The sequence below is a fragment of the Paucibacter soli genome (assembly GCF_037482845.1).
Taxonomy (GTDB): Bacteria; Pseudomonadota; Gammaproteobacteria; order Burkholderiales; family Burkholderiaceae_C; genus Paucibacter_B; species Paucibacter_B soli.
Genome location: NZ_JBBHJW010000001.1, coordinates 329,259 through 352,325, shown reverse-complemented (window position 1 = coordinate 352,325; position 23,067 = coordinate 329,259). Strand labels below are relative to the sequence as shown.

The 23,067-nt window shown below is 69.5% G+C and carries 19 protein-coding genes; 7 read left to right on the top strand and 12 right to left on the bottom strand.

The genetic code is table 11. The features are described 5' to 3' along the window. The 6 genes from frdA to WG898_RS01620 are packed head-to-tail and all read left to right on the top strand — an operon-like array spanning position 1 to position 5,202. Positions 1 to 1,797 carry a fumarate reductase (quinol) flavoprotein subunit gene (gene frdA / locus WG898_RS01645; RefSeq protein WP_339601041.1) on the top strand — a complete coding sequence of 599 codons (1,797 nt, stop codon included), beginning with the start codon at positions 1 to 3 and terminating at the stop codon, positions 1,795 to 1,797. Beyond that, positions 1,790 to 2,554 carry a succinate dehydrogenase/fumarate reductase iron-sulfur subunit gene (locus WG898_RS01640; protein WP_339601040.1) on the top strand — a complete coding sequence of 255 codons (765 nt, stop codon included), beginning with the start codon at positions 1,790 to 1,792 and terminating at the stop codon, positions 2,552 to 2,554. Before frdA ends, WG898_RS01640 begins: the two co-directional genes overlap by 8 nt. Continuing rightward, entirely contained in the window at positions 2,551 to 2,973 is a 423-nt protein-coding gene (locus WG898_RS01635) for a fumarate reductase subunit C (RefSeq protein WP_339601039.1), read from the top strand. The genes WG898_RS01640 and WG898_RS01635 overlap by 4 nt, the downstream gene beginning before the upstream one ends. Continuing rightward, positions 2,970 to 3,332: a fumarate reductase subunit FrdD gene (gene frdD, locus WG898_RS01630; RefSeq protein ID WP_339601038.1), complete on the top strand. Its 363-nt coding sequence runs from the start codon at positions 2,970 to 2,972 to the stop codon at positions 3,330 to 3,332. Before WG898_RS01635 ends, frdD begins: the two co-directional genes overlap by 4 nt. Then, entirely contained in the window at positions 3,263 to 3,997 is a 735-nt protein-coding gene (locus tag WG898_RS01625; RefSeq protein WP_339601037.1) for a carbonic anhydrase, read from the top strand. The genes frdD and WG898_RS01625 overlap by 70 nt, the downstream gene beginning before the upstream one ends. Before the next feature lie 53 nt (positions 3,998 to 4,050). Next, complete coding sequence (locus WG898_RS01620; RefSeq protein ID WP_339601036.1) at positions 4,051 to 5,202, top strand: outer membrane protein assembly factor BamB family protein; 1,152 nt, start codon at positions 4,051 to 4,053, stop codon at positions 5,200 to 5,202. Positions 5,203 to 5,206: 4 nt separating this feature from the next. Here WG898_RS01620 and WG898_RS01615 read toward each other — a convergent pair whose 3' ends face one another. Genes WG898_RS01615 through WG898_RS01595 form a run of 5 tightly spaced genes read right to left on the bottom strand, consistent with a single transcriptional unit; the run spans position 5,207 to position 10,523 of the window. Beyond that, positions 5,207 to 6,004 (bottom strand): SDR family NAD(P)-dependent oxidoreductase, encoded by a 798-nt coding sequence (locus WG898_RS01615; RefSeq protein ID WP_339601035.1) that lies wholly within the window; start codon positions 6,002 to 6,004, stop codon positions 5,207 to 5,209. Between the two features lie 13 nt (positions 6,005 to 6,017). Then, entirely contained in the window at positions 6,018 to 7,661 is a 1,644-nt protein-coding gene (locus WG898_RS01610) for an NAD(P)-binding protein (RefSeq protein ID WP_339601602.1), read from the bottom strand. A 2-nt stretch (positions 7,662 to 7,663) separates the two neighbouring features. Continuing rightward, on the bottom strand, positions 7,664 to 8,686 hold the full coding sequence (locus WG898_RS01605; protein ID WP_339601034.1) for a thiamine pyrophosphate-dependent enzyme: 1,023 nt from the start codon (positions 8,684 to 8,686) through the stop codon (positions 7,664 to 7,666). Next, positions 8,687 to 9,943 (bottom strand): pyruvate ferredoxin oxidoreductase, encoded by a 1,257-nt coding sequence (gene porA / locus WG898_RS01600; RefSeq protein WP_339601033.1) that lies wholly within the window; start codon positions 9,941 to 9,943, stop codon positions 8,687 to 8,689. Further along, positions 9,927 to 10,523, bottom strand: coding sequence for a 2-oxoacid:acceptor oxidoreductase family protein (locus tag WG898_RS01595; RefSeq protein WP_339601032.1), 597 nt, complete (start codon positions 10,521 to 10,523; stop codon positions 9,927 to 9,929). Before WG898_RS01595 ends, porA begins: the two co-directional genes overlap by 17 nt. Positions 10,524 to 10,667: 144 nt before the next feature. Here WG898_RS01595 and WG898_RS01590 point away from each other — a divergent pair, with 144 nt between their 5' ends. Beyond that, entirely contained in the window at positions 10,668 to 12,662 is a 1,995-nt protein-coding gene (locus tag WG898_RS01590) for a GumC family protein (RefSeq protein WP_339601031.1), read from the top strand. A 238-nt stretch (positions 12,663 to 12,900) separates the two neighbouring features. Here the strand turns inward: WG898_RS01590 and WG898_RS01585 are convergent, their stop codons facing one another. The 7 genes from WG898_RS01585 to WG898_RS01555 form a co-directional block, all read right to left on the bottom strand. Beyond that, entirely contained in the window at positions 12,901 to 14,199 is a 1,299-nt protein-coding gene (locus WG898_RS01585; protein ID WP_339601030.1) for a hypothetical protein, read from the bottom strand. A gap of 29 nt (positions 14,200 to 14,228) precedes the next feature. Then, positions 14,229 to 17,372, bottom strand: a complete 3,144-nt coding sequence (locus tag WG898_RS01580; RefSeq protein ID WP_339601029.1) for an efflux RND transporter permease subunit — start codon at positions 17,370 to 17,372, stop codon at positions 14,229 to 14,231. Between the two features lie 15 nt (positions 17,373 to 17,387). Next, positions 17,388 to 18,968, bottom strand: coding sequence for an efflux RND transporter periplasmic adaptor subunit (locus WG898_RS01575; protein ID WP_339601028.1), 1,581 nt, complete (start codon positions 18,966 to 18,968; stop codon positions 17,388 to 17,390). A 2-nt stretch (positions 18,969 to 18,970) separates the two neighbouring features. Beyond that, on the bottom strand, positions 18,971 to 20,245 hold the full coding sequence (locus WG898_RS01570) for a TolC family protein (RefSeq protein ID WP_339601027.1): 1,275 nt from the start codon (positions 20,243 to 20,245) through the stop codon (positions 18,971 to 18,973). Positions 20,246 to 20,290: 45 nt separating this feature from the next. Then, positions 20,291 to 20,662 (bottom strand): hypothetical protein, encoded by a 372-nt coding sequence (locus WG898_RS01565; RefSeq protein ID WP_339601026.1) that lies wholly within the window; start codon positions 20,660 to 20,662, stop codon positions 20,291 to 20,293. Positions 20,663 to 21,118: 456 nt separating this feature from the next. Next, entirely contained in the window at positions 21,119 to 21,631 is a 513-nt protein-coding gene (locus WG898_RS01560; RefSeq protein ID WP_339601025.1) for an endonuclease V, read from the bottom strand. A gap of 52 nt (positions 21,632 to 21,683) precedes the next feature. Next, complete coding sequence (locus WG898_RS01555) at positions 21,684 to 23,066, bottom strand: metallophosphoesterase family protein (protein ID WP_339601024.1); 1,383 nt, start codon at positions 23,064 to 23,066, stop codon at positions 21,684 to 21,686. Between the last annotated feature and the right edge of the window lies 1 nt (position 23,067).

The following is a 23,067-nucleotide window of genomic DNA, read 5'->3' as shown; positions in this document are numbered from 1 at the left end:
ATGGACAGCTACAAGACGGATGTGCTCATCATCGGTGCCGGTGGCGCCGGGCTGAGGGCGGCGATCGCGGTGGCGCAGGCCGACCCGGGCGCGCGGGTGGCGCTGCTCTCCAAGGTCTACCCGATGCGCAGCCACACGGTGGCGGCCGAGGGCGGCGCCGCCGCGGTGACGCAGGCGCATGACAGCCTGGACGCCCATTTCCACGACACCGTGGCCGGCGGCGACTGGCTGTGCGAGCAGGACGTGGTGGAGTACTTCGTCGGCCAGGCGCGTGAGGAGCTGGTGCAGATGGAGCATTGGGGCTGCCCCTGGAGCCGCAAGCCCGACGGCCATGTGAACGTGCGCGCCTTTGGCGGCATGAAGATCGAGCGCACCTGGTTTGCCGCCGACAAGACCGGCTTCCACATGCTGCACACGCTGTTCCAGACCTCGATCCAGTTCCCGCAGATCCAGCGCCTGGACGAGTATTTCTGCGTCGACCTGATCGTGCATGAGGGCCGCGTGCAGGGCGCGGTGGCGATAGCGATCGCCAGTGGCGAGTTCAAGCTGATCCAGGCCAAGGCGGTGGTCATCGCCACCGGCGGTGCCGGCCGGGTGTTCCGCGAGAACACCAACGGCGGCATCGTCACCGGCGATGGCATGGCCCTGGCCTACCGCCATGGCGTGCCGCTGCGCGACATGGAGTTCGTGCAATACCACCCCACCTGCATGCCCGGCACCGGCCTGCTGTTCACCGAGGCCTGCCGCGGCGAGGGCGGCTTCCTGCTCAACAAGGACGGCTACCGCTATCTGCAGGACTACGGCCTCGGCCCCGCCACGCCCGAGCCGCGCAACAAGGCCATGGAGCTGGGCCCGCGCGACCGCCTCAGCCAGGCCTTTTGGCATGAGAAGCGCAAGGGCCGCACCGTGCAGGGCCCGCATGGCCATGTGGTGCATCTGGACCTGCGCCATCTGGGCGAGAAGAAGCTGCGCGAGCGCCTGCCGCAGATCTACGAACTCGCCGTCCAATACCTGGGCGTCGATCCGGCCAAGCAGCCGATCCCCGTGCTGCCGGCGGTGCACTACACCATGGGCGGCATCCTGGCCGACGCCAGGACCGCGGCGCCGCTGCCGGGCCTGTACTCGGCCGGCGAATGCTCCAGCGTGGGCATCCATGGCGCCAACCGCCTGGGTTCCAACTCGCTCACCGAGCTGCTGGTGTTCGGCAAGCTGGCCGGCACCGAGGCCGCGGCATTCGCACGCCAGCATGGCCATGGCGACGGCGCGGCGATTGCCGCCCTGGCCGAGGAGGTGCGCGGCCATGCGCTCTCGCTCGTCACCAAGCCCAGCGGCGGCGAGCGCATCGCCACCCTGCGCAAGGAGATGGCGCAATGCATGGAAGACGGCTGCGGCATCTACCGCAGCGCAGACACCATGCGCGCCGCCTGCGCCAAGCTGGCCGAGCTGAAGGCTCGCTACCAGCATCTGCATCTGGACGATCATTCGCGCGCCTGGAACACCGAGTGGCTGCTGGCCATCGAGCTGGGCTATCTGCTCGACGTGGCCCAGGCGATCGCCCACTCGGCCCTGCAGCGCGAGGAATCGCGCGGTTCGCACCAGCGCCTGGATGAGGGGCTTGGCGAGCGCGACGATGTGCGCTTCCTCAAGCACAGCCTGGCTTACTACGCCGGCGCCGAGGCACCGCGCATTGCCTACGGCGACGTGAAGATCACCAGCTCGCCGCCGGGCACGCGCGCCTATGGTGCGGCGGGCGAAAAAGCGGATGCACAGGCCGAGGCGGAGGCGCGCCATGTCTGACAGCAAAACCATCGTCATCGAAGTGCTGCGCTACCGGCCCGAGCAGGAAAGCGAGCCGGTCTGGCAACGCTTCACTGTGCCCTATAGCGACGATATGTCGGTGCTGCAGTGCCTGCAGCAGATCAAGGATGAGCAGGACGGCTCCTTGAGCTTCCGCTGGTCCTGCCGCATGGCGATCTGCGGCAGCTGCGGCATGATGATCAACGGCAAGCCCATGCTGAGCTGCCAGAGCTTTATGCGCGACTTCGCCCCCGGGCCGATCCGGGTGGAGGCGCTGGCGCATCTGCCGATCGAGCGCGATCTGGTGGTGAGCGTGGCGCCCTTCGTGCAAAAGCTCGAGAGCGTCAAACCCTACATCATTCCCAAGCAGCCGCGCACGCTGGCGCAGGGCGAGTATCTGCAGACGCCCGAGGAGCTGGAACGCATCGAGCAGTACAGCTCCTGCATCAACTGCATGCTTTGCTACGCGGCCTGCCCGCAGTTCGGCCTGGACCCCGAGTTCACCGGCCCCGGCGCGCTGGCCCTCTTGCACCGCTACAACGCCGACTCGCGCGACGGCGGCCAAGCCCAGCGCATGGAGGTGCTGAACGCGCAGGACGGCGTGTGGAGCTGTACCGCGGTGGGCTATTGCTCCGAGGTCTGCCCCAAGGGCGTGGACCCGGCGCGTGCGGTGAATCAAAACAAGATGACCAGCGCCACCGACTACTTTTTCAAACGCTTTCTGCTGCCAGGCTCCAAGCGTGGAGGCAAGACATGACCCCGTCCACATCCACCAAGGTCAAGCGCCACCCGCCCTACCGCCGCCCCATGACGGGCTGGTGGAAGCGCGATCCCTTCTTCATGCGCTACATGCTGCGCGAGACCACCGCCTTCGCGGTGGCCGCCTATGCGATCGTGCTGTGCGTGGGCGTGCTGCGGCTGGCGCAGGGCGAGGCGGCCTGGAACGGCTGGCTGCAAGGTTTGCGCTCGCCGCTCTCGCTGTTGTTGCATCTGGTGCTGCTGGCGGCCTTTGTGATCCATGCCTACAGCTGGTTCCAGATCATGCCCAAGACCCTGCCCATGATCAAAGTGGGTGGTGAGCAAGTGAGTGCCGGCGCGATCCAGCGCACCGGCTGGACGGCGGCCGCGCTGGCTACCGTGGTGGTGCTTCTTCTGGCCGCATGGTGGCAGTCATGAGCAAGCCGCGCTCCAACGCCCCCATCTTCTGGCTGATGTTCGGCGCCGGCGGCATGCTGTCGGCGCTGCTGGGCACGGCCCTGGTCTTCATCACCGGGTTGGCGGTGCCGCTGGGCTGGTTCTACTCGCCCGAGCTGCTGAGCTACCCCCGCGTGCTGGCGCTGGCGCAGAGCGGCCTGGGCAAGCTGTTCCTGCTGGCGGTGATCGCGCTGTTCGCCTGGCATGCGGCGCACCGCATCCTGTGCAGCCTGCACGACGTGGGCATCCACAAGGGCCTGGTGGCCAAGCTGTGCTGCTACGGCAGCGCTTTTGCGATCAGCATGGTGGCGGCGGTGAATCTGCTGCGGGTCGGCTTCTGAACCGCCTGTTTGTCGCGGCGCTGCTGGCGCTGGCCCTGCCGGCCCATGCCGGCGCCCAGACCAGCTTATGCGAGAGCGGCCGGCAGCAATCGCCGGTGGACATCGCCGCAAGCCAGCGCCAGGCCCTGCCGGCCCTGCGCTTTGATTACCGCGCCGGCACGGCCCGCGTGCAGCATGACGGCCATACGGTGCGGCTGCGCGTGGCCGCGGGCAGCCGGCTGCTGATCGGCGGCCAGCCCTTTACTCTGCAGCAGCTGCATTTCCACCTGCCCGGTGGCGACCGCCTGCGCGGCGAAGACTTCCCCATGGCCATGCACCTGCTGCACAAGAGCCGCAGCGGCCAGCTGCTGGCCCTGGTGCTGTGGTTCCGCCTGGGTGCCGAGCACCCGGCCCTGGCCGGCCTGCTGCCCGATCTGCCGGCGCAGGGCGAGGCCGAGCGCCGGCTGGCGCTGGACCCGGCGGCGCTGCTGCCCGCCGAACGCGGCTACTTTGCCTACCAGGGCTCGCTCACCGCGCCGCCCTGTACCGAGGGCGTGCAATGGCTGATTGCGAAACAGCCGCAGACGCTCTCGGCCGCGCAACTGCAGCGGCTGGCCGGCTTGATCGCGCCCAATGCGCGCGAGGTGCAGCCGCTGAACGGCCGGGTGGTACGCGAGAGTCTGTAGGCCTGTTGCCCCGGGTCAAACTCTGGCTCGCGCGCTTGCGGCATGGTGACGCCATGAAGCTGCCCAACACCCGCCATGGCCTTTCTTTTCTCACCCTCGCGGCGCTGATGCTGCTGTGCGAGCCGGCCGCTGCCAAGGCGCCCAAGCCAGCTCAGCGAGCCGACGCGCCGGGCACCGCGGTCGAGGTCACGCGCGAGATGCTGGGTGCCGGCATGGTGTCCAGCGGCGCGGTGCTGCCGCCGATTCCGCCCGTCACCGGCAGCCGCAGCAAGCCGGTGGCCTCCTGGGGCAAGCCGCTGCCCTATCCGATCGTGATCGCCGACCGTCGCAACAACCGGCTCATCGAGGTGGCGCCCGACAAGCGCATCGTCTGGGAGTTCCCCTCGCCCAATCTCAAGCTCTACCGCGGCAACGAGGATGTGAACTTCTCGGCCGATGGCCGCCTGCTCGCGGTCAGTGAGGAAGACAACTTCGACGTGCACCTGGTGGACTACGAGCAGCGCGCCATCACCTGGACCTATGGCGTGCCCGACACGCGCGGCAGCAAGGGCAATCTGCTCAACTACCCGGACGATGCGCATCTGCTGGCCGATGGCATGTTTCTCACCGCCGACATCCGCAACTGCCGCGTGCTGATCATTGATCCCAAGGACAGCAGCATCCAGACCCAATGGGGCCAGCCCGGCCATTGCAAGCACCAGCCGCCGCAATACCTGGGCCATCCGAACGGCGCCACGCCGATGGACAACGGCGACATCCTGGTGACCGAGATCAGCGATTCCTGGGTCTCGCGCATCACGCGCGCTGGCAAGGTGCTGTGGAGCGTGCGCGCCCCGCATGTGCGCTACCCCTCCGACACCTTTCCCACCGTGGACGGCAAGCAGCTGATCGTGGCCGACTTCAGCAAACCCGGCCGCGTGGTGATCTTCGACCCCGCCAGCGGCAAGCCGAGCTGGGAATACTTCGTGCGCGAGGGCGAGGGCATGCTGGACCATCCCTCCATCGCCCGCGAACTGCCCGACACTGGCGACGTGCTGGTGGTGGACGATCTGCACGACCGCGTCATCGTGCTGGACCGCCAGACCAAGGCCATCATCTGGCAGTACGGGGTGAAGGGGGTGAAGGGCCACCTGCCCGGTTACCTGAACTACCCCGACGGCGTGGACCTGGATCTGTTCCGCGACTGGCGCGTCGCCAAGCCTTAGCGCGCTACTTCAAGCTCCGGGAGAGCGCGCCGCTGACGCGCCGCAGCAGCCACTTGGGCGTGGCGCGGCCGGCCAGCATGGTGGCGAGGTTGAGCACGCCCGGCACGCAGATCACCTCGCCCTGCATGCAGGCCTCGAAGCCCGCGTCGGCCACCGCCTCGGCGCTGCCGATCACAAGGCCGGGCAGCCTGGCAAGTTCGGCATGCTCGGCGCGTGCCTGCTCCAGCATGCCGGTCGCGGTGATGCCGGGGCATAGCGCCGTGATGCTCACGCCGGTGCCCTTCAACTCTTCCGACAGCGACTCGGTGAGCGAGAGCACATAGGCCTTGCTGGCGGCATAGCTGGCCAGGCTGGGCACCGGCTGGAAGGCCGCGATCGAGGCCACGTTGAGCACCCGGCCGCGGCCGCGCGCCACCATGGGCGGCACAAAGGCGGCCAGCATGGCAGTGAGGCCGCTGATGTTCAGGTCTATGAGCTGCTGGTGGCGCTGCGCCGGCATCTCCACAAAACTGCCATGGGCCAGCACGCCGGCGTTGTTCACCAGCAGGTCGATGGGCCGGCGCGCTCGCTTCATCGCGCTGGCCAGGTCGGCGGCAGCATCGGGTCGGGCCAGATCGGCCACCACCGCCCAGGCCTTCACGCCATGCTCGGCCGTCAACGCCTTGGCCAGGGCCGCGAGCTTGTCGGCGCTGCGCGCCACCAGCACCACATTGAAACCGGCACGCGCAAAGCGCCGAGCCAACGCCGCGCCTATGCCCGAGGAGGCGCCGGTGATGAGGGCGGTCTCGGAGGGCTTGTTCATGCCGCCATCCTGGCTAAACCTGCTCCGGCCGCATCTCGATCGCGCCGCAGGGGCATTCGGCCGCGCAGATGCCGCAGCCCTTGCAGTAGTCGTAGTTGAACTCGAAGCGCTGGCCGGGGCCGAGCTTGATGACGGCGTTGTCGGGGCAGACGCCGTAGCAGTTGTCGCATTCAAAGCAGTTGCCGCAGCTCAGGCAGCGGCGTGCCTCGAACAAGGCGTTCTCGGCGCTGAGCCCGCCCTGCACCTCATCGAAGCTGCTGCTGCGGCGCGCCAGGTCCAGCTGCGGACGCAGGGTCTTGGGCGCGTCGCTGTAGTACCAGGGGTTGAGGCGCTCGAAGCTGGCGGGCGCGTGCTTGGGAAGTGGGCGGTCCAGCACCTGGCCGCGCAGCCAGGCATCGATGCTGCGCGCGGCCTTCTTGCCATGGCCCACCGCCACCGTGACGTTGCGCTCGGCCGGCACCATGTCGCCGCCGGCGAAGATGCCGGGGTGTCCGGTCATCAGGGTGGCCGGGTCCACCTGCACCACGCCGTCCTTCATGGCAAGACCTGGCACCCGGTCCAGCAGCGAGAGGTCCACGTCTTGCCCCAGCGCCAGCACCAGCGAGTCGGCCTCCAGCAGCTCGAACTCGCCGGTGGGCTGGGGGCGGCCCTCGGCGTCCAGCGTCATCTTCTCGATCATCAGCGCGCCACCATTGGCATCCATATCGGCATGCTTGATGGTCGAGAGCCACTTCACCATCACACCCTCCTCCAGCGCCTCCTCGAGCTCGGAGTCGTGCGCTGGCATCTGCGCGCGCGTGCGGCGGTAGACGATGATGGCCTCGGTGGCGCCCAGCCGGCGGGCGGTGCGCGCCATATCGATGGCGGTGTTGCCGCCGCCATAGACCACCACGCGGCGGCCCAGCATGGGCCTCTCGGCGCCTTCCATCGAGCGCAGCACGGCGACGGCGTCGAGGATGTGGGCGCCATCCTTGGCCGGGATGAAGGCGCGCTTGGCGATATGCGCGCCCACCGCCAGGAAGGCCGCGTCATAGCCTCCCACGCGCATGGCCTCGTCCAGGTCGCTGACCTTGCAGTTGAGCTTGACCTCCACCCCCAGCGCGACGATGCGCTGCAGCTCGGCCTCCAGCACCGCGCGCGGCAGGCGGTACTTGGGGATGCCGAAGCGCATCATGCCGCCCAGCATGGGGCCGGCCTCCAGCACGGTGACGCGGTGGCCCAGGCGGCGCAGCTGGTAGGCGGCCGACATGCCCGAGGGCCCGGCACCCACGACCAGCACATGCTTGCCCGACTCGTGCGCCGGTGGCGTGAACTGCCAGCCCTGCTTGATGGCCTCGTCGCCCAGAAAGCGCTCCACCGAGTTGATGCCCACCGCCTCGTCCAGTCGGCCGCGGTTGCATACCGCCTCGCAGCGGTGATAGCAGACCCGGCCCATGATGGCGGGGAAGGGGTTGTCGCGCGTCAGATGGCGCCAGGCCGCCTCGTAGGCGCCGCTCTCGGCATGGAAGAGCCAGCCCTGGATGTCCTCGCCGGCCGGGCATTCGGCATTGCAGGGCGGCAGGCGGTCCACATAGACCGGGCGCTCGGTGCGCCAGGAGCCGGTCTTGTTGGCCAGCGAGGAGCCGGGATCGAGCGTGATCGCGAACGGTTTTTGCATGCTCATGCCGGCACCTCGGAATCCAGCAATTGAAAGCGGCGGATGTTCTTGTCGGCATCGGCCTGGATGCGCGCGAGCATCTCGGGCTGACCCGGGGTGCCGAACAGATGCGCAAAGCGCTTCTGCGGCTTCAGGTATTCGTCCACCGGCACGCGGTGGCGGATCTTGGTGACGCGGGTGATCTCGCCATGCTCGGCCTCGAAGACCGGGAAGATGCCGGTCTCGCGCGCCAGCCGGGCGAGCCTGATGGTCTCCGAGCTGGCGGCGCCCCAGCCGAGCGGGCAGGGCACGAGGATGTGCAGGTAGCGCGCGCCGCGCATGCTCATGGCGCGCTCGACCTTGGCCTCCAGGTCGCGCAGATCGGCCACGGTGGCGGTGGCCACATAGGGGATCTCGTGCGCCATCGCGATCAGCGGCAGGTTCTTGCCCTGGCCGAAGGACGCGCCGGGCTCGGCGCCCACCGCCATGGTGGTGGCGGTGCGCGCGGCCGGCGGCGTGGCCGAGCTGCGCTGCACGCCGGTGTTCATATAGGCCTCGTTGTCGTAGCAGATGTAGAGCACATCGTCGTTGCGCTCGAACATGCCCGAGAGGCAGCCGAAGCCGATGTCGGTCGTGCCGCCATCGCCGCCCTGAGCGATCACGCGCGTGGCGCTTTCACTCATGCCGGCCTTCAGGGCCTTGACCTTGAGCGCCGCGGCGATGCCGGTGCCCACCGCCGCGGCATTGCCGAACAGCGAATGGATCCAGGGCAGCTGCCAGGAGCTCTCGGGGTAGGGCGTGGAGAACACCTCCAGGCAGCCGGTGGCGTTGGCGGCGATCAGCTGGCCCTGGGTGGCGCGCATCGCGGCGTCCACCGCATAGCGCGCGCCCAGCGCCTCGCCGCAGCCCTGGCAGGCGCGGTGGCCCGAGTTGATCGAGTTGCTGCGCTCGCTGGACGCCTGCACGCTGCGCTGCTCGGGCGCCAGCAGGCGGTTGCCCACCGTGAAGGTGCCTGTTTGATAGAACCTAATAGGCTGAGTACTCATTCAGGCCACCTTGGAAGCAACTGTGCCGAGATCGCGCAGCAGGTTCTCGGCAATCGGGCCGCTGCGCCGCATCTGCGCCTCGCGCTGCAGCTGGCGCTGCACGATGCCTTCGTCCAGGTCCAGGAAGCTCAGCGGCGGCAGCGAATCGGCCACCGCCTGCAGCAGCATGCGCTGCAGCGAGGCCTGGGTGATGGCGCGCCCGCCCAGGCCGGCCACCACGGTATAACCGTGCAGTTGCAGGCCCGAGAGCGCCAGGCGCACGTCGGTGGAGACCACGCCGCCCAGGCCCACCGAGAAGCTCTTCTCCAGCACCACCACGCGCTGCGCGCCCTGCAGCGCGGCGCGCACCGCGGCGAGCGGGAAGGGGCGGAAGGAATGGATGCCCAGCACGCCGATGCGCTGGCCATCGCGTTCGCGCAGCTCGTCCACCGTGTCCTTGAGCGTGCCCAGCACCGAGCCCAGCGCCACCACGATGGTGTCCGCGTCCTCGCAGCGGTAGCCGCGCAGCAGGCCGCCCGAGGCGCGGCCGAAGCGCGCCGCGAATTCCTCGGCGATGCGCGGGATCAGCTCCAGCGCCATCAGCTGCTTGGCATGCGCCAGATAGCGCACCTCCATGAAGGCCTCGGGCCCGACCATCGCGCCGATCGACACCGGTTCGGCCGGGTCCAGCAGCTGGCGCGGCTCGTAGGGAGGCAGGAAGGCGTCGACCTCCTGCTGCGCCGGCATGTCCACGCGCTCGTAGGCATGGGTGAGGATGAAGCCGTCCATGCACACCATCACCGGCATCGAGAGTTCCTCGGCCAGCTTGAAGGCCTGGATATGCAGGTCCAGCGCCTCCTGGTTGGTTTCGGCGAAGAGCTGGATCCAGCCGCAGTCGCGCTGGCTCATGGCGTCGCTGTGGTCGTTCCAGATATTGATGGGCGCGCCGATGGCGCGGTTGGCCACCGTCATCACGATCGGCAGGCCCAGGCCCGAGGCGTTGTAGACCGCCTCGGCCATGAAGAGCAGGCCCTGGCTGGCGGTGGCGGTGTAGCTGCGCGCGCCCGCCGCCGAGGCGCCGATGGCCACGCTCATGGCCGCGAACTCGCTCTCCACATTGATGAATTCACAAGGGCTGAGCCTGCCGTCCTTCACCAGCTCGCCGAGGCCCTCGACGATATGCGTCTGCGGCGAGATCGGGTAGGCGCAGATCACCTCGGGGCGGCACAGCGCCACCGCTTCCGCCACGGCCTGCGAGCCTTCACATTGCTTCAACATGGCGCGCAAGCTCCTGCATTTCCTGGCGGACGAACTCGAAGGCCTCGGCGGCCGCGGCGATGTTTGCGTCGGCCAGCTTGCCGCTGAACTTGTCACGGATGGCATGCGACACCGCCGCCAGCGACACCAGGCCCGAGAGCGCCGCAAAGCCGCCCAGCAGCACCGCGTTGGGCAGGGGCCGGCCCAGGTGCTTGAGCGCGATCTCGGTGGCCGGCACGGTGGTGAGGCGCTCGTGGAAAAGGAAGCGCGCCGCCACCTCGGCCAGGCCCAGTTCGTCGAAGCTGCGCCGGCTGTTGATCAACACATAGCCATCGGGCTTGAGACCCTGGAACACGTCCACCTGGTGCAAGAGCGTCGGGTCCTGCACGATCAGCACGTCGGGCGCCAGGATGGGCTCACGCAGGCGGATCTCGCGCTCGGCGATGCGGCAAAAGGCCACCACCGGCGCGCCGGTGCGCTCCGAGCCGAAGCTGGGAAAGGCCTGGGCATGGCGGCCCTGCTCGAAGGCGGCGAGCGACAGCAGCTCGGCCGCCGTCACCACGCCCTGGCCACCACGGCCGTGAATACGGATCTGCAACATGATGGGCTGCACTCCCCCTGAATGGGTGCTGCCGATTCTTCGCCCGCGCCAGACCTTGTGACATGACGAACATCAATGTCGACGCTTGTCTATAGTCGCGCCTACGCGCCCGCTCCGGGCCGCCCGCAGAAAGCGCCTTCTTCCATGCCTCATCGCACCCTTCACGCGGCCAGCCTGCACCATCTTCACCATCACACCGGCCTTGGCGGGCCGGCGCCGCGCAGCCTGGCGATGCGCCGCCGTCTCCAGGTCTTTGCGCTGGTGTTCGGCCTCGGCCTGCTGCTGGGCCTGGGGCTGGATTTCATGCGCAGCGCCGTCTACACGGCCAGTGCCAAGCTGCAGATCATCCCGGCGCCGGGCCTGGTGGCGGGCGCGGCCTCGGCCGCGGCGACGCTGACGCCGGTGGCGCCGGCGCTGCAGCTGGAGGGCGAGATCCTGCGCAGCCGCGCCCTGGTGCAGCAGGCGGTGGAGCAGCTCAGCGCCCAGGGGCTGATCAAGCCGGGGGCGGATGACCCGGTGCTGGCGGTGCAGCAGCTGCTCTCGGTGCGGCCGGTGGCCGACAGCCAGCTGCTGCAGCTGCAGGCGCAGAGCCCGGATGCCGCGCTGGTGGCGCCCCTGGTCAACACCCTGGTGGAGGTGTACCGGCGCGCTCAGAGCGAGAGCGGCAGCCTGGCCTCGAACGAGAAGCTGGATGCGGCGCGCGAGGAGATCCGCGTGATCGAGGCCAGGCTGGCCCAGCAGCGCCAGGCCGCCGAGGGCTACCGGCAGCGCAATCGCATCGTCTCCAGCGAGCGCGACGAAAACCAGGCACTCGCACGCCTCAAGGGCCTGAACCTCTCGCTGCAGCAGGCCAACGACCGCCAGGCGGTGAGCGAGGGCAAGGTGGCGGCGCTGGAGCAGGCCGTGGCCCAGGGCAAGCGCCTGCCCCAGGCGCGCGACAATCCCACGGTGGCCGGCCTGGAGGCGCGGCTCTCGCAGGCGCGCGAGGATTGGCGCGGCATGGAGCGCCAGTACACGCCGCAATACCTGGACATGGACCCCAGCGCGCGCGCGCTGAAGGCGCGCATCGCCAATCTCGAGCAGCAGCTCGAGAGCGAGCGCGGCAGGTCGCAGCAGATGGCGCTGGCCGAGGCGCGCGAGGAGCTGGCCTCCACCCGGGCCACGGTGCAGCGCCTGCAGCAGCAGCTGGGCGGCGATCGCCAGGAGCTGCAGTCCGCCAGCCAGCAGCTGGGCGCCTACCAGGTCATGCAGGCCGAGGTCCATGGCCTGGAGCAATTGCTGCAGGCAGCGCGCCAGAAACTGCTGGCGCTGGAGTCCAGCGAGCGCGCGCGGCGCCCGCAACTCTTGGTGCTGGAGCCGGCGGTCACGCCCGCGGCGCCCAGCAGCCCGGCCTATTGGCGCGATGCCGGCCTGGTGCTGGCGGGCGCGCTGCTGCTGGGATTTCTGGCGGTTTGGTTCTTCGAGTTCTTCAACCGCAGCGAGGCGCCCGCGCCGCTGGCCACCACGGTGGTGATCCCCCAGCCCATGATGGGCCTGCCGGTGGTGCATGCGCCGGCGCCGCTGGCGGCCGCGCCCGAGCGCGCGCTGCTGGCGCAGGCGCTGCCGCGCGAGCTGCGCGCCGAGGAGATCGCCCAACTGCTGGCAGCCGCCACGCCCGAGCACCGGCCGGTGCTGGCGGCGCTCTTGTGCGGCCTGACGGTGGAGGAGTCGCTGGCCCTGCAGCTGCAGCATGTGGATGCCAAGCGCGGCCAGCTGCAGGTGCCGGGCGCCGACGCGCGCCGCCTGCCGCTGGCGGCGCCCCTGCGCGCGGCCTGGGCGCTGAATGCCGCTGGCGCGCCCGAGCTTCCGCTGCTACAGAACGCGGCGGGCCGGGCCCTGCAGGCCGACGAGCTGCGCATGATCGTCGCCGCCACCGCGCACGATGCCCAGCTGGATGGCGCGGGCGCCCTCACGCCCGAGGCGCTGCGCCACAGCTATATCGCCTTCCTGGTGCGCCAGGGCCTGCGCTTCAGCGAGCTGGGCCAGTTGGTGGGCCGGCTCAGCAGCGAGGCACTGAACGCCCTGGCTCCGCTGGCGCCCGCCAGCGAGCGGCGTGGCGTCGAGGACATCGAAGCCTTGCTGCCGGCCCTGCGCGACTGAGGCGCGGGGCTCAGACTCGGCGCTGGCAGGCGCCGGGTCCTTCGGCCGGCGTCGCCTGAGCCGCAGGGCTCAAGCTCGGTCCCGCCTCAGCCCCGGCGCGGGCAGGCGCCGAGTCCTTCGGCGGGCGTCGCTTGAGCCGCAGGGCTCAAGCTCGGTCCCGCCTCAGCCCCGGCGCGGGCAGGCGCCGAGTCCTTCGGCGGGCGTCGCTTGAGCCGCAGGGCTCAAGCTCGGTCCCGCCTCAGCGACCGAACAAACCCTTCAGCACATCGGCGACACCCGGTTTTTTGGCCGGCGGCTGCTTGGCCGCTTCATCGGCATCCTCGCCCTTGGCCGGCTGCCCGCGCTGCTCCTGCTCCATCATCATCATCTCGCCCATGTCCATGCCCAGCATGGCCGAGGCCACCGACTTGAGGCGCAGCTTCAGCGCCCATTGCGGTTCCCAGGGCAGCTTCACATCGCTGGGGCGCGGCGGATGCGCAAGGTTCAGCTCGCTGCCATAGGCAATCATGCGCAGCATCGCGCCACCGCCGCCACCAAACACGCCCTTGGGCACGCTGCAGCGCGTGGTCTGCGGGGCCAGCAGCACCTGCTCCTTGAGCCAGCGGTCCACCGCGGCATTGGTCTGGTAATCCTGCAGGCCGAAGCCCATATCGGGCTGCTCGCTGCTGGTCCAGATCACCATCTCGTCCTGGTCGCGCGCGCCCATCGCCGAGATGAAGTAGGCGCGCGCCGTCGGCAGGGCCTGCCACTCCAGATGCGTGGCACCCTGCCGTTCCTGCTGCTTGAGCGCGATGGCGGGCATCAGGTCCTGCGTGGCCGGGATCTGGAAGCGGAACATGCCCTCGGGCAAAAAGCCGGCGGCGCTGAAGCCATGCTCGCCCACCAGCGAGGCCGCGGCGGGGATCATGCGGGTGTCGTCGCGGCTGGGCCAGAGCGGGCGGCCGCTGGCGGCATGGCTGCCGCGCTGGGTGGCGCGGCGCGACTGAAACAGCCTGGCCAGCTCGGCCGGGCTGGCCGTGGCGAAATCGATCACGCGCGGCTGGCCCGCGCGCACCGTCTCGCCGCAGCCCCAGTAGAGCAGCATCCTGCCCTTGGGCCGCTGCTGTTCCTGCTCGGGCTCGACGACGCGCTCGTCACCCGGATCGGGCGGCGCGGCGCGTACCTCAGGCGGGCTTTGCAGCCTGAGCGCCGGGCTCATCAGCATGCCGGCCGGCACGCTGAGCTGGGCCTCGGCCAGCCTGGGGTTGGCGCGGCTGTAGAGCGTCACGTCCATCCAGCGGCCTGCGGCCATGGCCTGGGTCTGGCCGAAGCGGTTGGCCTCGTCCTTCTTGGCGCTGCCGCCGCCGCCGAACATCCCACCCAGCACCGCCATCGGATGGCCGCCGCCCGCGCCCATGCCCATGCCGCTGAAGGTGGCCAGGTCTATCCAGGCCTGGACCTGCGGCGGCTTGACGACTTGCGCGCTTTGGCCCTGCGCCGCGGCGGCAAGGGGCAGGGCGCCCAGCAGGGCGATGATGACGATGTGCGGATGTGACATGGCGACTCCCGGCGAGCTTGCTTGCTTGATCAAGCTTGGCCGTTGGGCCTTGCTCGCGTCAATCCCCATTGCTTCACCAGCGCATACAGCGCCGGTATCACCGCCAGCGTCAGCACGGTGGAGGAGATCATGCCGCCCACCATGGGCGCGGCGATGCGGCTCATCACCTCGGAGCCGGCGCCGCTGCCCCACATGATGGGCAGCAGGCCGGCCATGATGGCCACCACCGTCATCATCTTGGGCCGCACCCGCTCCACCGCGCCCTCCATCACCGCGGCATAAAGCTCGGCCGCACCGGCTGCGCGCCCCGCGGCCGCGCAGCGCGCCTGGGCATCGCGCCAGGCATGGTCCAGGTAGATCAGCATCACCACCCCGGTCTCGGCGGCCACGCCGGCCAGGGCGATGAAGCCCACCGCCACCGCCACCGAGAGGTTGTAACCCAGCCACCACATCAGCCAGACCCCGCCCACCAGGGCGAAGGGCACCGAGAGCATCACGATCAGGGTCTCGGTGAGGCGCCGGAAGTTCAGGTGGAGCAGCAGGAAGATGGTCAGCAGCGTCACCGGGATGACGAGCTTCATCTTCTGGATGGCGCGCTCCATGTACTCGAACTGGCCGCTCCAGGAGATGTAATAGCCGGGCGGGAACTTCACTTGCTCGGCCACCGCCTTGCGGGCGTCGGCCACGTAGGAGCCGATGTCGCGCCCGCGGATGTCGACGAAGACATAGGCCGACAGCAGGGCGTTCTCGGTGCGTATGCCCGGCGCGCCGCGCGCCACGCTCACCCGGGCCAGTTGACCCAGCGGCAGCATGGCGCCGCCCATGACGGGCACCAGCACCTCGCGCGCGATCTGTTCGGGGTGGCTGCGCAGCTCGCGCGGATAACGCACCGTCACGCCGAAGCGTTCGCGCCCCTCGACCGTGGTGGTGACCAGCTCGCCGCCGAGCGCGCTGCCGATCACGTCCAGCAGTTCACCTACCGACAGGCCGTAGCGTGCCAGGGCCTCGCGATCCGGCTCGATGTCCAGATAGCTGCCGCCGGTGAGCCGCTCCGCGAAGGCGGAGGTCGTGCCGGGCACGCGCTTGACCACGGCCTCGATCTGCTGCGCGAGCTTTTCCATCTCGCCCAGGTCCTTGCCGAACACCTTGATGCCTATGGGCGTGCGTATGCCGGTGGAGAGCATGTCGATGCGCGCCTTGATCGGCATGGTCCAGGCATTCGACACGCCCGGGAATTGCAGCGCCTGGTCCAGCTCGGCGATCAGCTTGTCGGTCGTCATGCCGGGCCGCCAATCCTGCTGCGGCTTGAGGTTGATGACGGTCTCGAACATCTCGATCGGCGCGGGGTCGGTGGCGGTGTTGGCACGCCCCGCCTTGCCATAGACCGAGGCCACCTCGGGGAAGCTCTTGATGATCTTGTCCTGGGTCTGCATCAGCTCGGCCGCCTTGGTGATGGACATGCCCGGCAGCGAGGCCGGCATATAGAGCAGCGTGCCCTCGTCGAGCGTGGGCATGAACTCGCTGCCCAGCCGCGCGGCGGGGAAATAGCTGGCGGCCAGCGCGAGCAGCGCCAGCGCAATCGTCAGCTTCTTCCAGCGCATAACGCCGGCGATGATTGGGCGGTAGATCCAGATCAGCAGGCGGTTCAGCGGGTTCTTTGCTTCCGGCATGACGCTGCCGCGGATGAACAGCAGCATCAGCACCGGCACCAGGGTCACCGACAGCAGGGCCGCGCCGGCCATCGCGAAGGTCTTGGTATAGGCCAGCGGCGCAAACAGCCGCCCCTCCTGCGATTCGAGCGTGAACACCGGCAGGAAGGACACGGTGATGATCAGCAGCGAGAAGAACAGCGCCGGCCCGACCTCCTGGCAGGCCGCCAGCATCGCGTCGGCACGCTGCCGGGCGGTGTGCGCGGCCGGCAGCCGCTCCAGGTGCTTGTGCGCGTTTTCGATCATCACGATGGCGGCGTCCACCATCGCGCCGATGGCGATGGCGATGCCGCCCAGGCTCATGAGGTTGGAGTTCATGCCCAGCAGCTGCATCGCGATGAAGGCGATCAGCACCCCCACCGGCAGCATCAGGATGGCGACCAGCGCCGAGCGCAGATGCATCAGGAACACGATGCAGACCGCGGCGACGATCAGGCTCTCCTCTGCCAGGGTGCGCGTGAGCGTGGCGATGGCCCGATGGATCAGCTCCGAGCGGTCGTAGACGGCCTGTATGGACACGCCCTCCGGCAGGCCCGCCGAGACCTCGGCCACCTTGGCCTTGATGTTGTGTATCACCTCCAGCGCGTTCTGGCCGAAGCGCGACATCGCGATGCCCGAGACCACCTCGCCCTCGCCGTTCAGCTCGGACAGGCCGCGCCGCTCATCGGGCGCCAGCTCGACGTGCGCCACATCGCGTATCAGCACCGGCGTGCCGCCCTCGCTCTTCAGCACCAGGGCCTCGATGTCGCCCTTGCCGCGCAGATAGCCGCGGCCGCGCACCATGAATTCGGTCTCGGCCATCTCCAGCACGCGGCCGCCCACGTCGCGGTTGGAGTCGCGGATGATTTGCGCGACCTTCATCAGCGGGATGCCGTAGCTGCGCAGCTTCATCGGATCGACCGTGACCTGGTAGGTCTGCACAAAGCCGCCCAGCGAGGCCACCTCGGCCACGCCGGGCGCCTTGGTGAGCTGGTAGCGCAGATACCAGTCCTGGATGGTGCGCAGCTCGGCGAGCGTGCGGTCCTTGGCCAACAGCACGTATTGGTAGACCCAGCCGACGCCGGTGGCATCGGGCCCGAGCGCGGGCGAGACGCCCTTGGGCAGCCGGCTCGCGGCGAAGTTCAGATACTCCAGCACGCGGCTGCGCGCCCAGTAGATGTCGGTGCCGTCCTCGAAGATCACATAGACGAAGGAGGCACCGAAGAAGGAGAAGCCGCGCACCACCTTGGACCTCGGCACCGCCAGCATCGCGGTGGTGAGCGGGTAGCTCACTTGGTCCTCCACCACCTGCGGCGCCTGGCCGGGAAACTCGGTGTAGACGATGACCTGCACGTCGGACAGATCCGGCAGGGCGTCCAGCGGCGTCTTCAGCAGCGCCACCACGCCGCCGATGACGATGAAGAGGCTGGCGAGCAGGACCAGGAAGCGATTGTTTCCGGACCATTGGATGAGCTTGGACAGCATGGCGTGCTCCTGCTCTCAATGGCCGGCGTGGCTGGCCGGCGGGGCGCTGGCGGCCTGTGCGGCGATGGCCGTCACCACGTAGTCGCCCGGCTGGCGTTCGACGAATTCGAAGCGCAACGCCTGACCCGGCTTGAGGCCGGCCAGCAGGGCCGCGTTGGCGGCCTTGAACTCCATCGTCATGGCCGGCCACTTCAGGCTCGCCACCGGCCCATGCGTGATGCTCAGCGTGCCCTGGCCGGCGTCGATGCCGTCCAGCGTGCCTTCGGCGCGATGACTCACCGGACCCCCCTGGCCCCCCTGGCCCCCCTGGCCCACCTGGCCCACCTGGCCCAGCGGACCGACCGGACCGACCGGACCCACGGCGGCCTTGAGCTGGCTCTCGGCATCGATCAGGAAGTTCGCCGCCACCACCACCCGCTCGCCCTCGCGCAAGCCCTTGCGCACCTCCACGTAATGCTCGGTGCGTGCGCCGAGCTCAAGCTCGCGCGGCTCGAAGCGCCCCTCGCCCAACTGCACCAGGGCAATGCGCCGCGTGCCGGAATCGATCACGGCGGATTCCGGCACCGCCAGCACCGGCGTGCTGCCGCCGACCGCCAGCTCAAGCTGGGCAAACATGGCCGGCTTGAGGCGCAGGCCGGGGTTGGCCAGTTCCACCCGCACCGGCACGCTGCGCGTCTCGGCCTTCAGCGTGGGATAGATGTAGGCGATGCGCCCCTCGAAGACTTCGCCCGGATAGGCGCTGGTGCTGACGCGCGCCCTGGCGCCGACTTTGACCATTGCGATGTCCTGCTCGGCCACATCGGCGATCACCCAGACGCTGGACAGGTCGGTGATTTGAAACAGCAGCTCGCCCGGCATGAAGCGCATGCCCTGCAGCGCCTTCTTCTCGGTGACGATGCCCGCCACCGGCGACGCGAAGCTCATGCTGCGCTGCGCCTGGCCCGACTGCACCAGGGCCGCCAGCTGCGCCGACGGAACATCCCAATTGCGCAGGCGCGCAAGGCTGGCATCGGCCAGCTGGCGCATGCTGGCCTGCGCCTCCACGCCGGCCTCGCGCATCGCCTCGACGCCCTGCCTGGCCAGCAGGTACTCGCGCTGCGCGGCCAGCAGTTCGGGGCTGTAAGCCTCGAACAGCGGCTGGCCCTTGGCGACGGCCTGGCCGGTGGTGTTGACATGCAGGCGCTCGACATAGGCCTCGAACCTGGCGCTCACCGCATAACTGCGGCGTTCGTCGGCCTCGATGCGGCCCGCCGCGCGCAGCGTCTTGCCAAGCAGGCGCATGCTGGCCGGCTCGGTGCGCACGCCCAGCTTCTGGATTTTTTCGGTGCTGATGCGCAGCGTGCCGGCGGCGCCGGGCTCGTCCTCGCCCGCGTAGACGGGGATGTAGTCCATGCCCATCGCGTCCTTCTTGGGCAGCGGCGAGGTATCGGCCAGGCCCATGGGGTTGCGGTAGTAGAGCGGCTTGCGCTCGGGCGCGGCTGGGGCGGCGGTGTTGCTGCTGCCCGGCTGCGACTGGCTGCCGAGCCAGTAGCCGCCGGCGCCTATGGCCGCGGCGGCCAGCGCCAGCAGCAGGAAATGGACAGTCTTGTTGTTCATGTTCACAGCTCTTCTCCCAGCAGGCGTTCGATCTCGGCCAGGGCCATGCGGGCCTCGACCTGGGTTTTCAGCAGCGCCAGCCGGCCGCGCCGGATCTGGCCCAGGGCCTCCAGCAGCATGGCGAATTCGGCCTTGCCGCTCTCGTAGCCGGCGAGCGCCGACTGCAGGGCCAGGTCTGCCTGCGGCAGCATCTGCCGGGCGATCAGCTGTTCGCTCTGGCGCGCCGCCTCCAGCGCCGCCAGCCGGCCGGCCAGCTCGCCCAGCAGCTGGTTGGCGAGCGCCTCGCTGCGCGCGCGCGCCGCCTCGGCCATCGCCGCGGCCTCGCGCTCTTGGCTGCGCCGCGCGCCCTGTTGCAGCGGCAGGTTCAACTCCACCATCAGACCCCAGGTGCTCAGCCGCGAGCCCATTTGCGAGGGCGAGATGCCCACGCTGACATCGGGATAGCGGTTGCTGTTGTGCACCAGCGCCTCGCCCTTGCGCGCGGCGGCCAGGCGGGCCTGCTCGGCGCGCAGCAGCGGGTTGCCGGCGCGGGCGCGCTCGGCCAGCGCGGCGGCATCGCTGGGGCCCAGCGCCGGCAGCGGCGGCAGCGTGGGTGTGTCGGTCAGCGGTGTATCGGCGGGGCGGGCCAGCAGGCTGTTCAGGCGCGCCAGCAGTTGGCGCTGCTCGGCCTGAAACATCAGCAGCTCGCCGCGCATCGCAGTCTGCTCCAGCTGGGCGCGCAAGGCGTCCTGCTGGCCGGCGAGGCCGCTGGCATAGCGCAGCTGCGCGGCCTGCTCCAGCCGCGCTGACAGGGCCAGCAATTCACGCGTCAGGCCGGCGCTGCCGGCGGCACGGGCCAGCTCCGCATAGCTGCTCTTGATGCGCATCGCCAGCTCGGCCCAAGTGGCCGCGGCGCGCGCCTCGGCCTCGCGCGCCTGGGCATCGGCCTGCTCGCGCCGCAGCTCGCGCTTGCCCCAGCCGGGCAGGGTCTGCATCAGGGTGTACTTGGTCTCGCCCACCTTCCAGGGCAGGAGGCTGGGGCTGCGATCCGTGCCGTAGTTGTTGACGTCCATCAGCTCGACGCGCAGCACCGGGTCGGGCAGGGCGCCGGCCGGCTGCACGCGCTGCGCCGCGGCATCGGCCTCCAGCCGCATGGCGGCAAGTTCGGGGCTTTGCGCGCGCGCCAGCGCCAGCAGGGCGGGCAGGTCCTGCGCGCCGGTGGCCTGCGCGCAGGCCAGCAGGGCGGCGGCCAGGCAAGCGCGCCGCGCCCTTGCGAAGGGAAAGATAGGTCCAGACATGGTGATCCTCGGTTGATGCGTAAGGGCAGACGAAGCTGCCGCCGATCAATTCCGCAGGATCAGGAGAGCAAGGTAGAGAGGCGGGTCGCCGGGGTGAGTAGGGGCGCTCGCGCTGACGGGTCGCAACAGCGTGCCCACATCCACAGGGGCGGGCAGCGGCTGTACCAGACACAGGCTGTCGCTGTTCACCTGAAGCACGGGCAGGGCTTGGGCCGCACTGGCCTGGGCGTCCTGGGTGCAATGGGCCTTGCAGAGCTGGGGCTGCTCGGGATCGCTGGTGCCGCCCATCGCGTGGCAGTCCGGCATGCTCGGCTCAAGCTGCGGGCAGGCATAGGCGGCGGTGGCCAGCTGCATGAACAGCAGCGCCACCGTCAGGGCGCCGCTGAGCCAGCGGCGCATGCCTTTGCAGATTGCCATGGGCGAAGCTTAGCGCCGGTGGGGCGGTGGACGTTGAGGTGAGTCAAGTGGTGTGGCAGGGACAAGGAGAAGGCTGCTTCGCAGCACTGCGGGTCCGCAACTCTCTTGAGGCTGGTCGGGCGGCAAAGCCCTGGGCGGGTGGCCGCTGCGGCCTGGCTGCGCAGGCCCTCGCGGTGCTCGGGCTCCCCTGCGCTGCTCGGCAGCGCAAAGGGCCTCCGCAACCACCCGCCCAGGCCTTTGCCAACACCGCCGCTCGTGCGCGCGCCTTGTGCCACGGGCGTGCTTCGAGCGGCACGGGCCGCGGCGCCAGCGCACCTTCTTGGAAACGCCTCTGGTGGTTTCCCCGCAATTTCGCAAACAACCGAAAAGAAGGCTCTGCTGGCGGCGGGCGTTTTTTCCCGTCTTCCGCTGCTTAGCCAACCGCCCCGGTTCATCTGTGCCTCATGGCGTCCGTCGTCAATCCCCGTTCTTCGCCAGCCGAGCCACGAGCTTCATGAGCGTGGGCACACGCTTTCTGCCGTGCATCGCACGCAGTCTTGCCTTGGCCGCGCCGATGTCGATGCCCGCGCAGGTGACATACAGAGGCGGCGCTTCCTCTTCGCGCATGACTTCGAACTGCGCCGGCAGGCCCGGCAGGCTTTTCTTTTTTGAAACGCCGACGATGGGCACCCGGCCGCCCAGTGCCTGATAAAGGTGCTGGCCCAGGCCCGGCGTTTCGTCGGCATCCAGATGGACGGCAAAACCGTCGATCAGGATGAGCTCGGGCTCCAGGCCGTGCTCGCGCAGCAGTTGCATCACGCAGGGCAGTGCTCGCAGGTCAAGGTCACCGCGCACGACCGCCGTCTCGACATGGCTGATGCGCGAGAGGTAAGTCTTGGTCGCTTCCGCAGCATCCCAGGCGTCGAAAGCGACCGCGGCAGCATTTGCCTGCGCGCCTTCAAAAAAATGAACAGCCACGACGAGTTTCATGCGGGATTATGAGGCGCAGCAACAACGCCGACGTTGGGCTTCGGCCCATCCCTCATTGCACATCTCGGCAGCTCACCCTGCTTGCCTCGATATCGCAGCGCTTGAGCGCCTGGCCGTCCACGCTCCACGCGGTCAGCAGCCAGCCTTGCTCGCCCTGACGGTCCAGGGTGGCGAAGCCATAGCCGCCATGGCTGGCAAAGCTCTGCACAACGGCACCCGGCGCGGGCTGCGCTTGGCGGGCCTTGGCCTCGTCCAGCGCGTGGCCATTGGCCGAGCCGGAGTTGCCCAGCACCAGGGTGCCGGGATGGTCGCTGGCAAATCCGATGGCCTCGAACAGGTGCTCGTGCCCGTTCATCACCAGGTTCACGCCGGGCGGGTAGTAGCGCTGCGGCTGCAATGCTGCCAGCGCCGAGCGCATGCCGGCCGAACCGGGCTTGGGAGTGCCATCGTTGCCGACGCTGAAGGCCAGCACCGGGTGGTGGTTGAGGAAGAAGCTCTGGGCGCGCGCCTTGGCCAGCTGCTCCACCTCGCGCAGCTGCGCGGTGTAACGCTGCAAAGCCGCGTCACCGGCCTGATAGGCGCGGTTCAGTACCGCCGAGGAGTCGAACACAATCAGCTGCGTCCTGGCGTCCAGGGGCAGGGCAAAGGGCGGTGTGAAGTCGGACTCAGCGTCCTGCCCCGGGTCCTCGCAATTGATGGCCGGGTTCCAGGCGCGGGCGTCCAGATAGCGGAACCAACCCAGGCCGGCACGCGCGCAGCCCTCATGGTTGCCGCGCACCATCACCCAGGGTGCGGCGGCCAGCAGCGGCGCCGAGGGTGCAAAGAAATCGGCCTGCCAGCTGTCCTCGCCGTAGCCCCAGGGGCTGCCGGCACAGCCCTGCTTGCCGGCCGGGCAGGGACTTTCGCGGTAATGCATATCGCCCACATGGATCACCAGATCGGGCTGGCTTGCCACCGCCTGCCTGATCACCGCCGCATAGGGCCAGGCCTGCGGGTCATGGCAGTCCTGGAAGGCCTGGTCGGCGGCCTTGAGCCGGCAGCCGGTGTCGCCCAGCAGCACGATGCGGCGGGGCTCGGCCAGCGGGGCGCGCAAGGCCTGGCTGCCCACCCGCAGGGCTCGCGCGCCCGCCGGCACTTCGAGCTCGCAGCTGCGCCGGCTGAAGACGGCAGGCTTGCCGTCCCTTTGCTTGCGCGCCGGCAGCGTGGCCGGCGCGGCGCGCAGGCGCATCGGCAGCGCGCCGCCTTCCCAGCTGAGGGTGGGGCAGTTGGCGGCGGCGGTGTTGGCGCGCACCATCCAGCCACCGGCCACGGCCTGCACCCAGGCCTGGTCGTCGATGCCTTGCAGCGGGGTCTGGGCACAGCCGGCCAGTACGGCAAGCAGCGCGGCGGCCAGCACTGCGGTGATGCGGGCCGGCAGGATGTTGAGAGCTTTCATG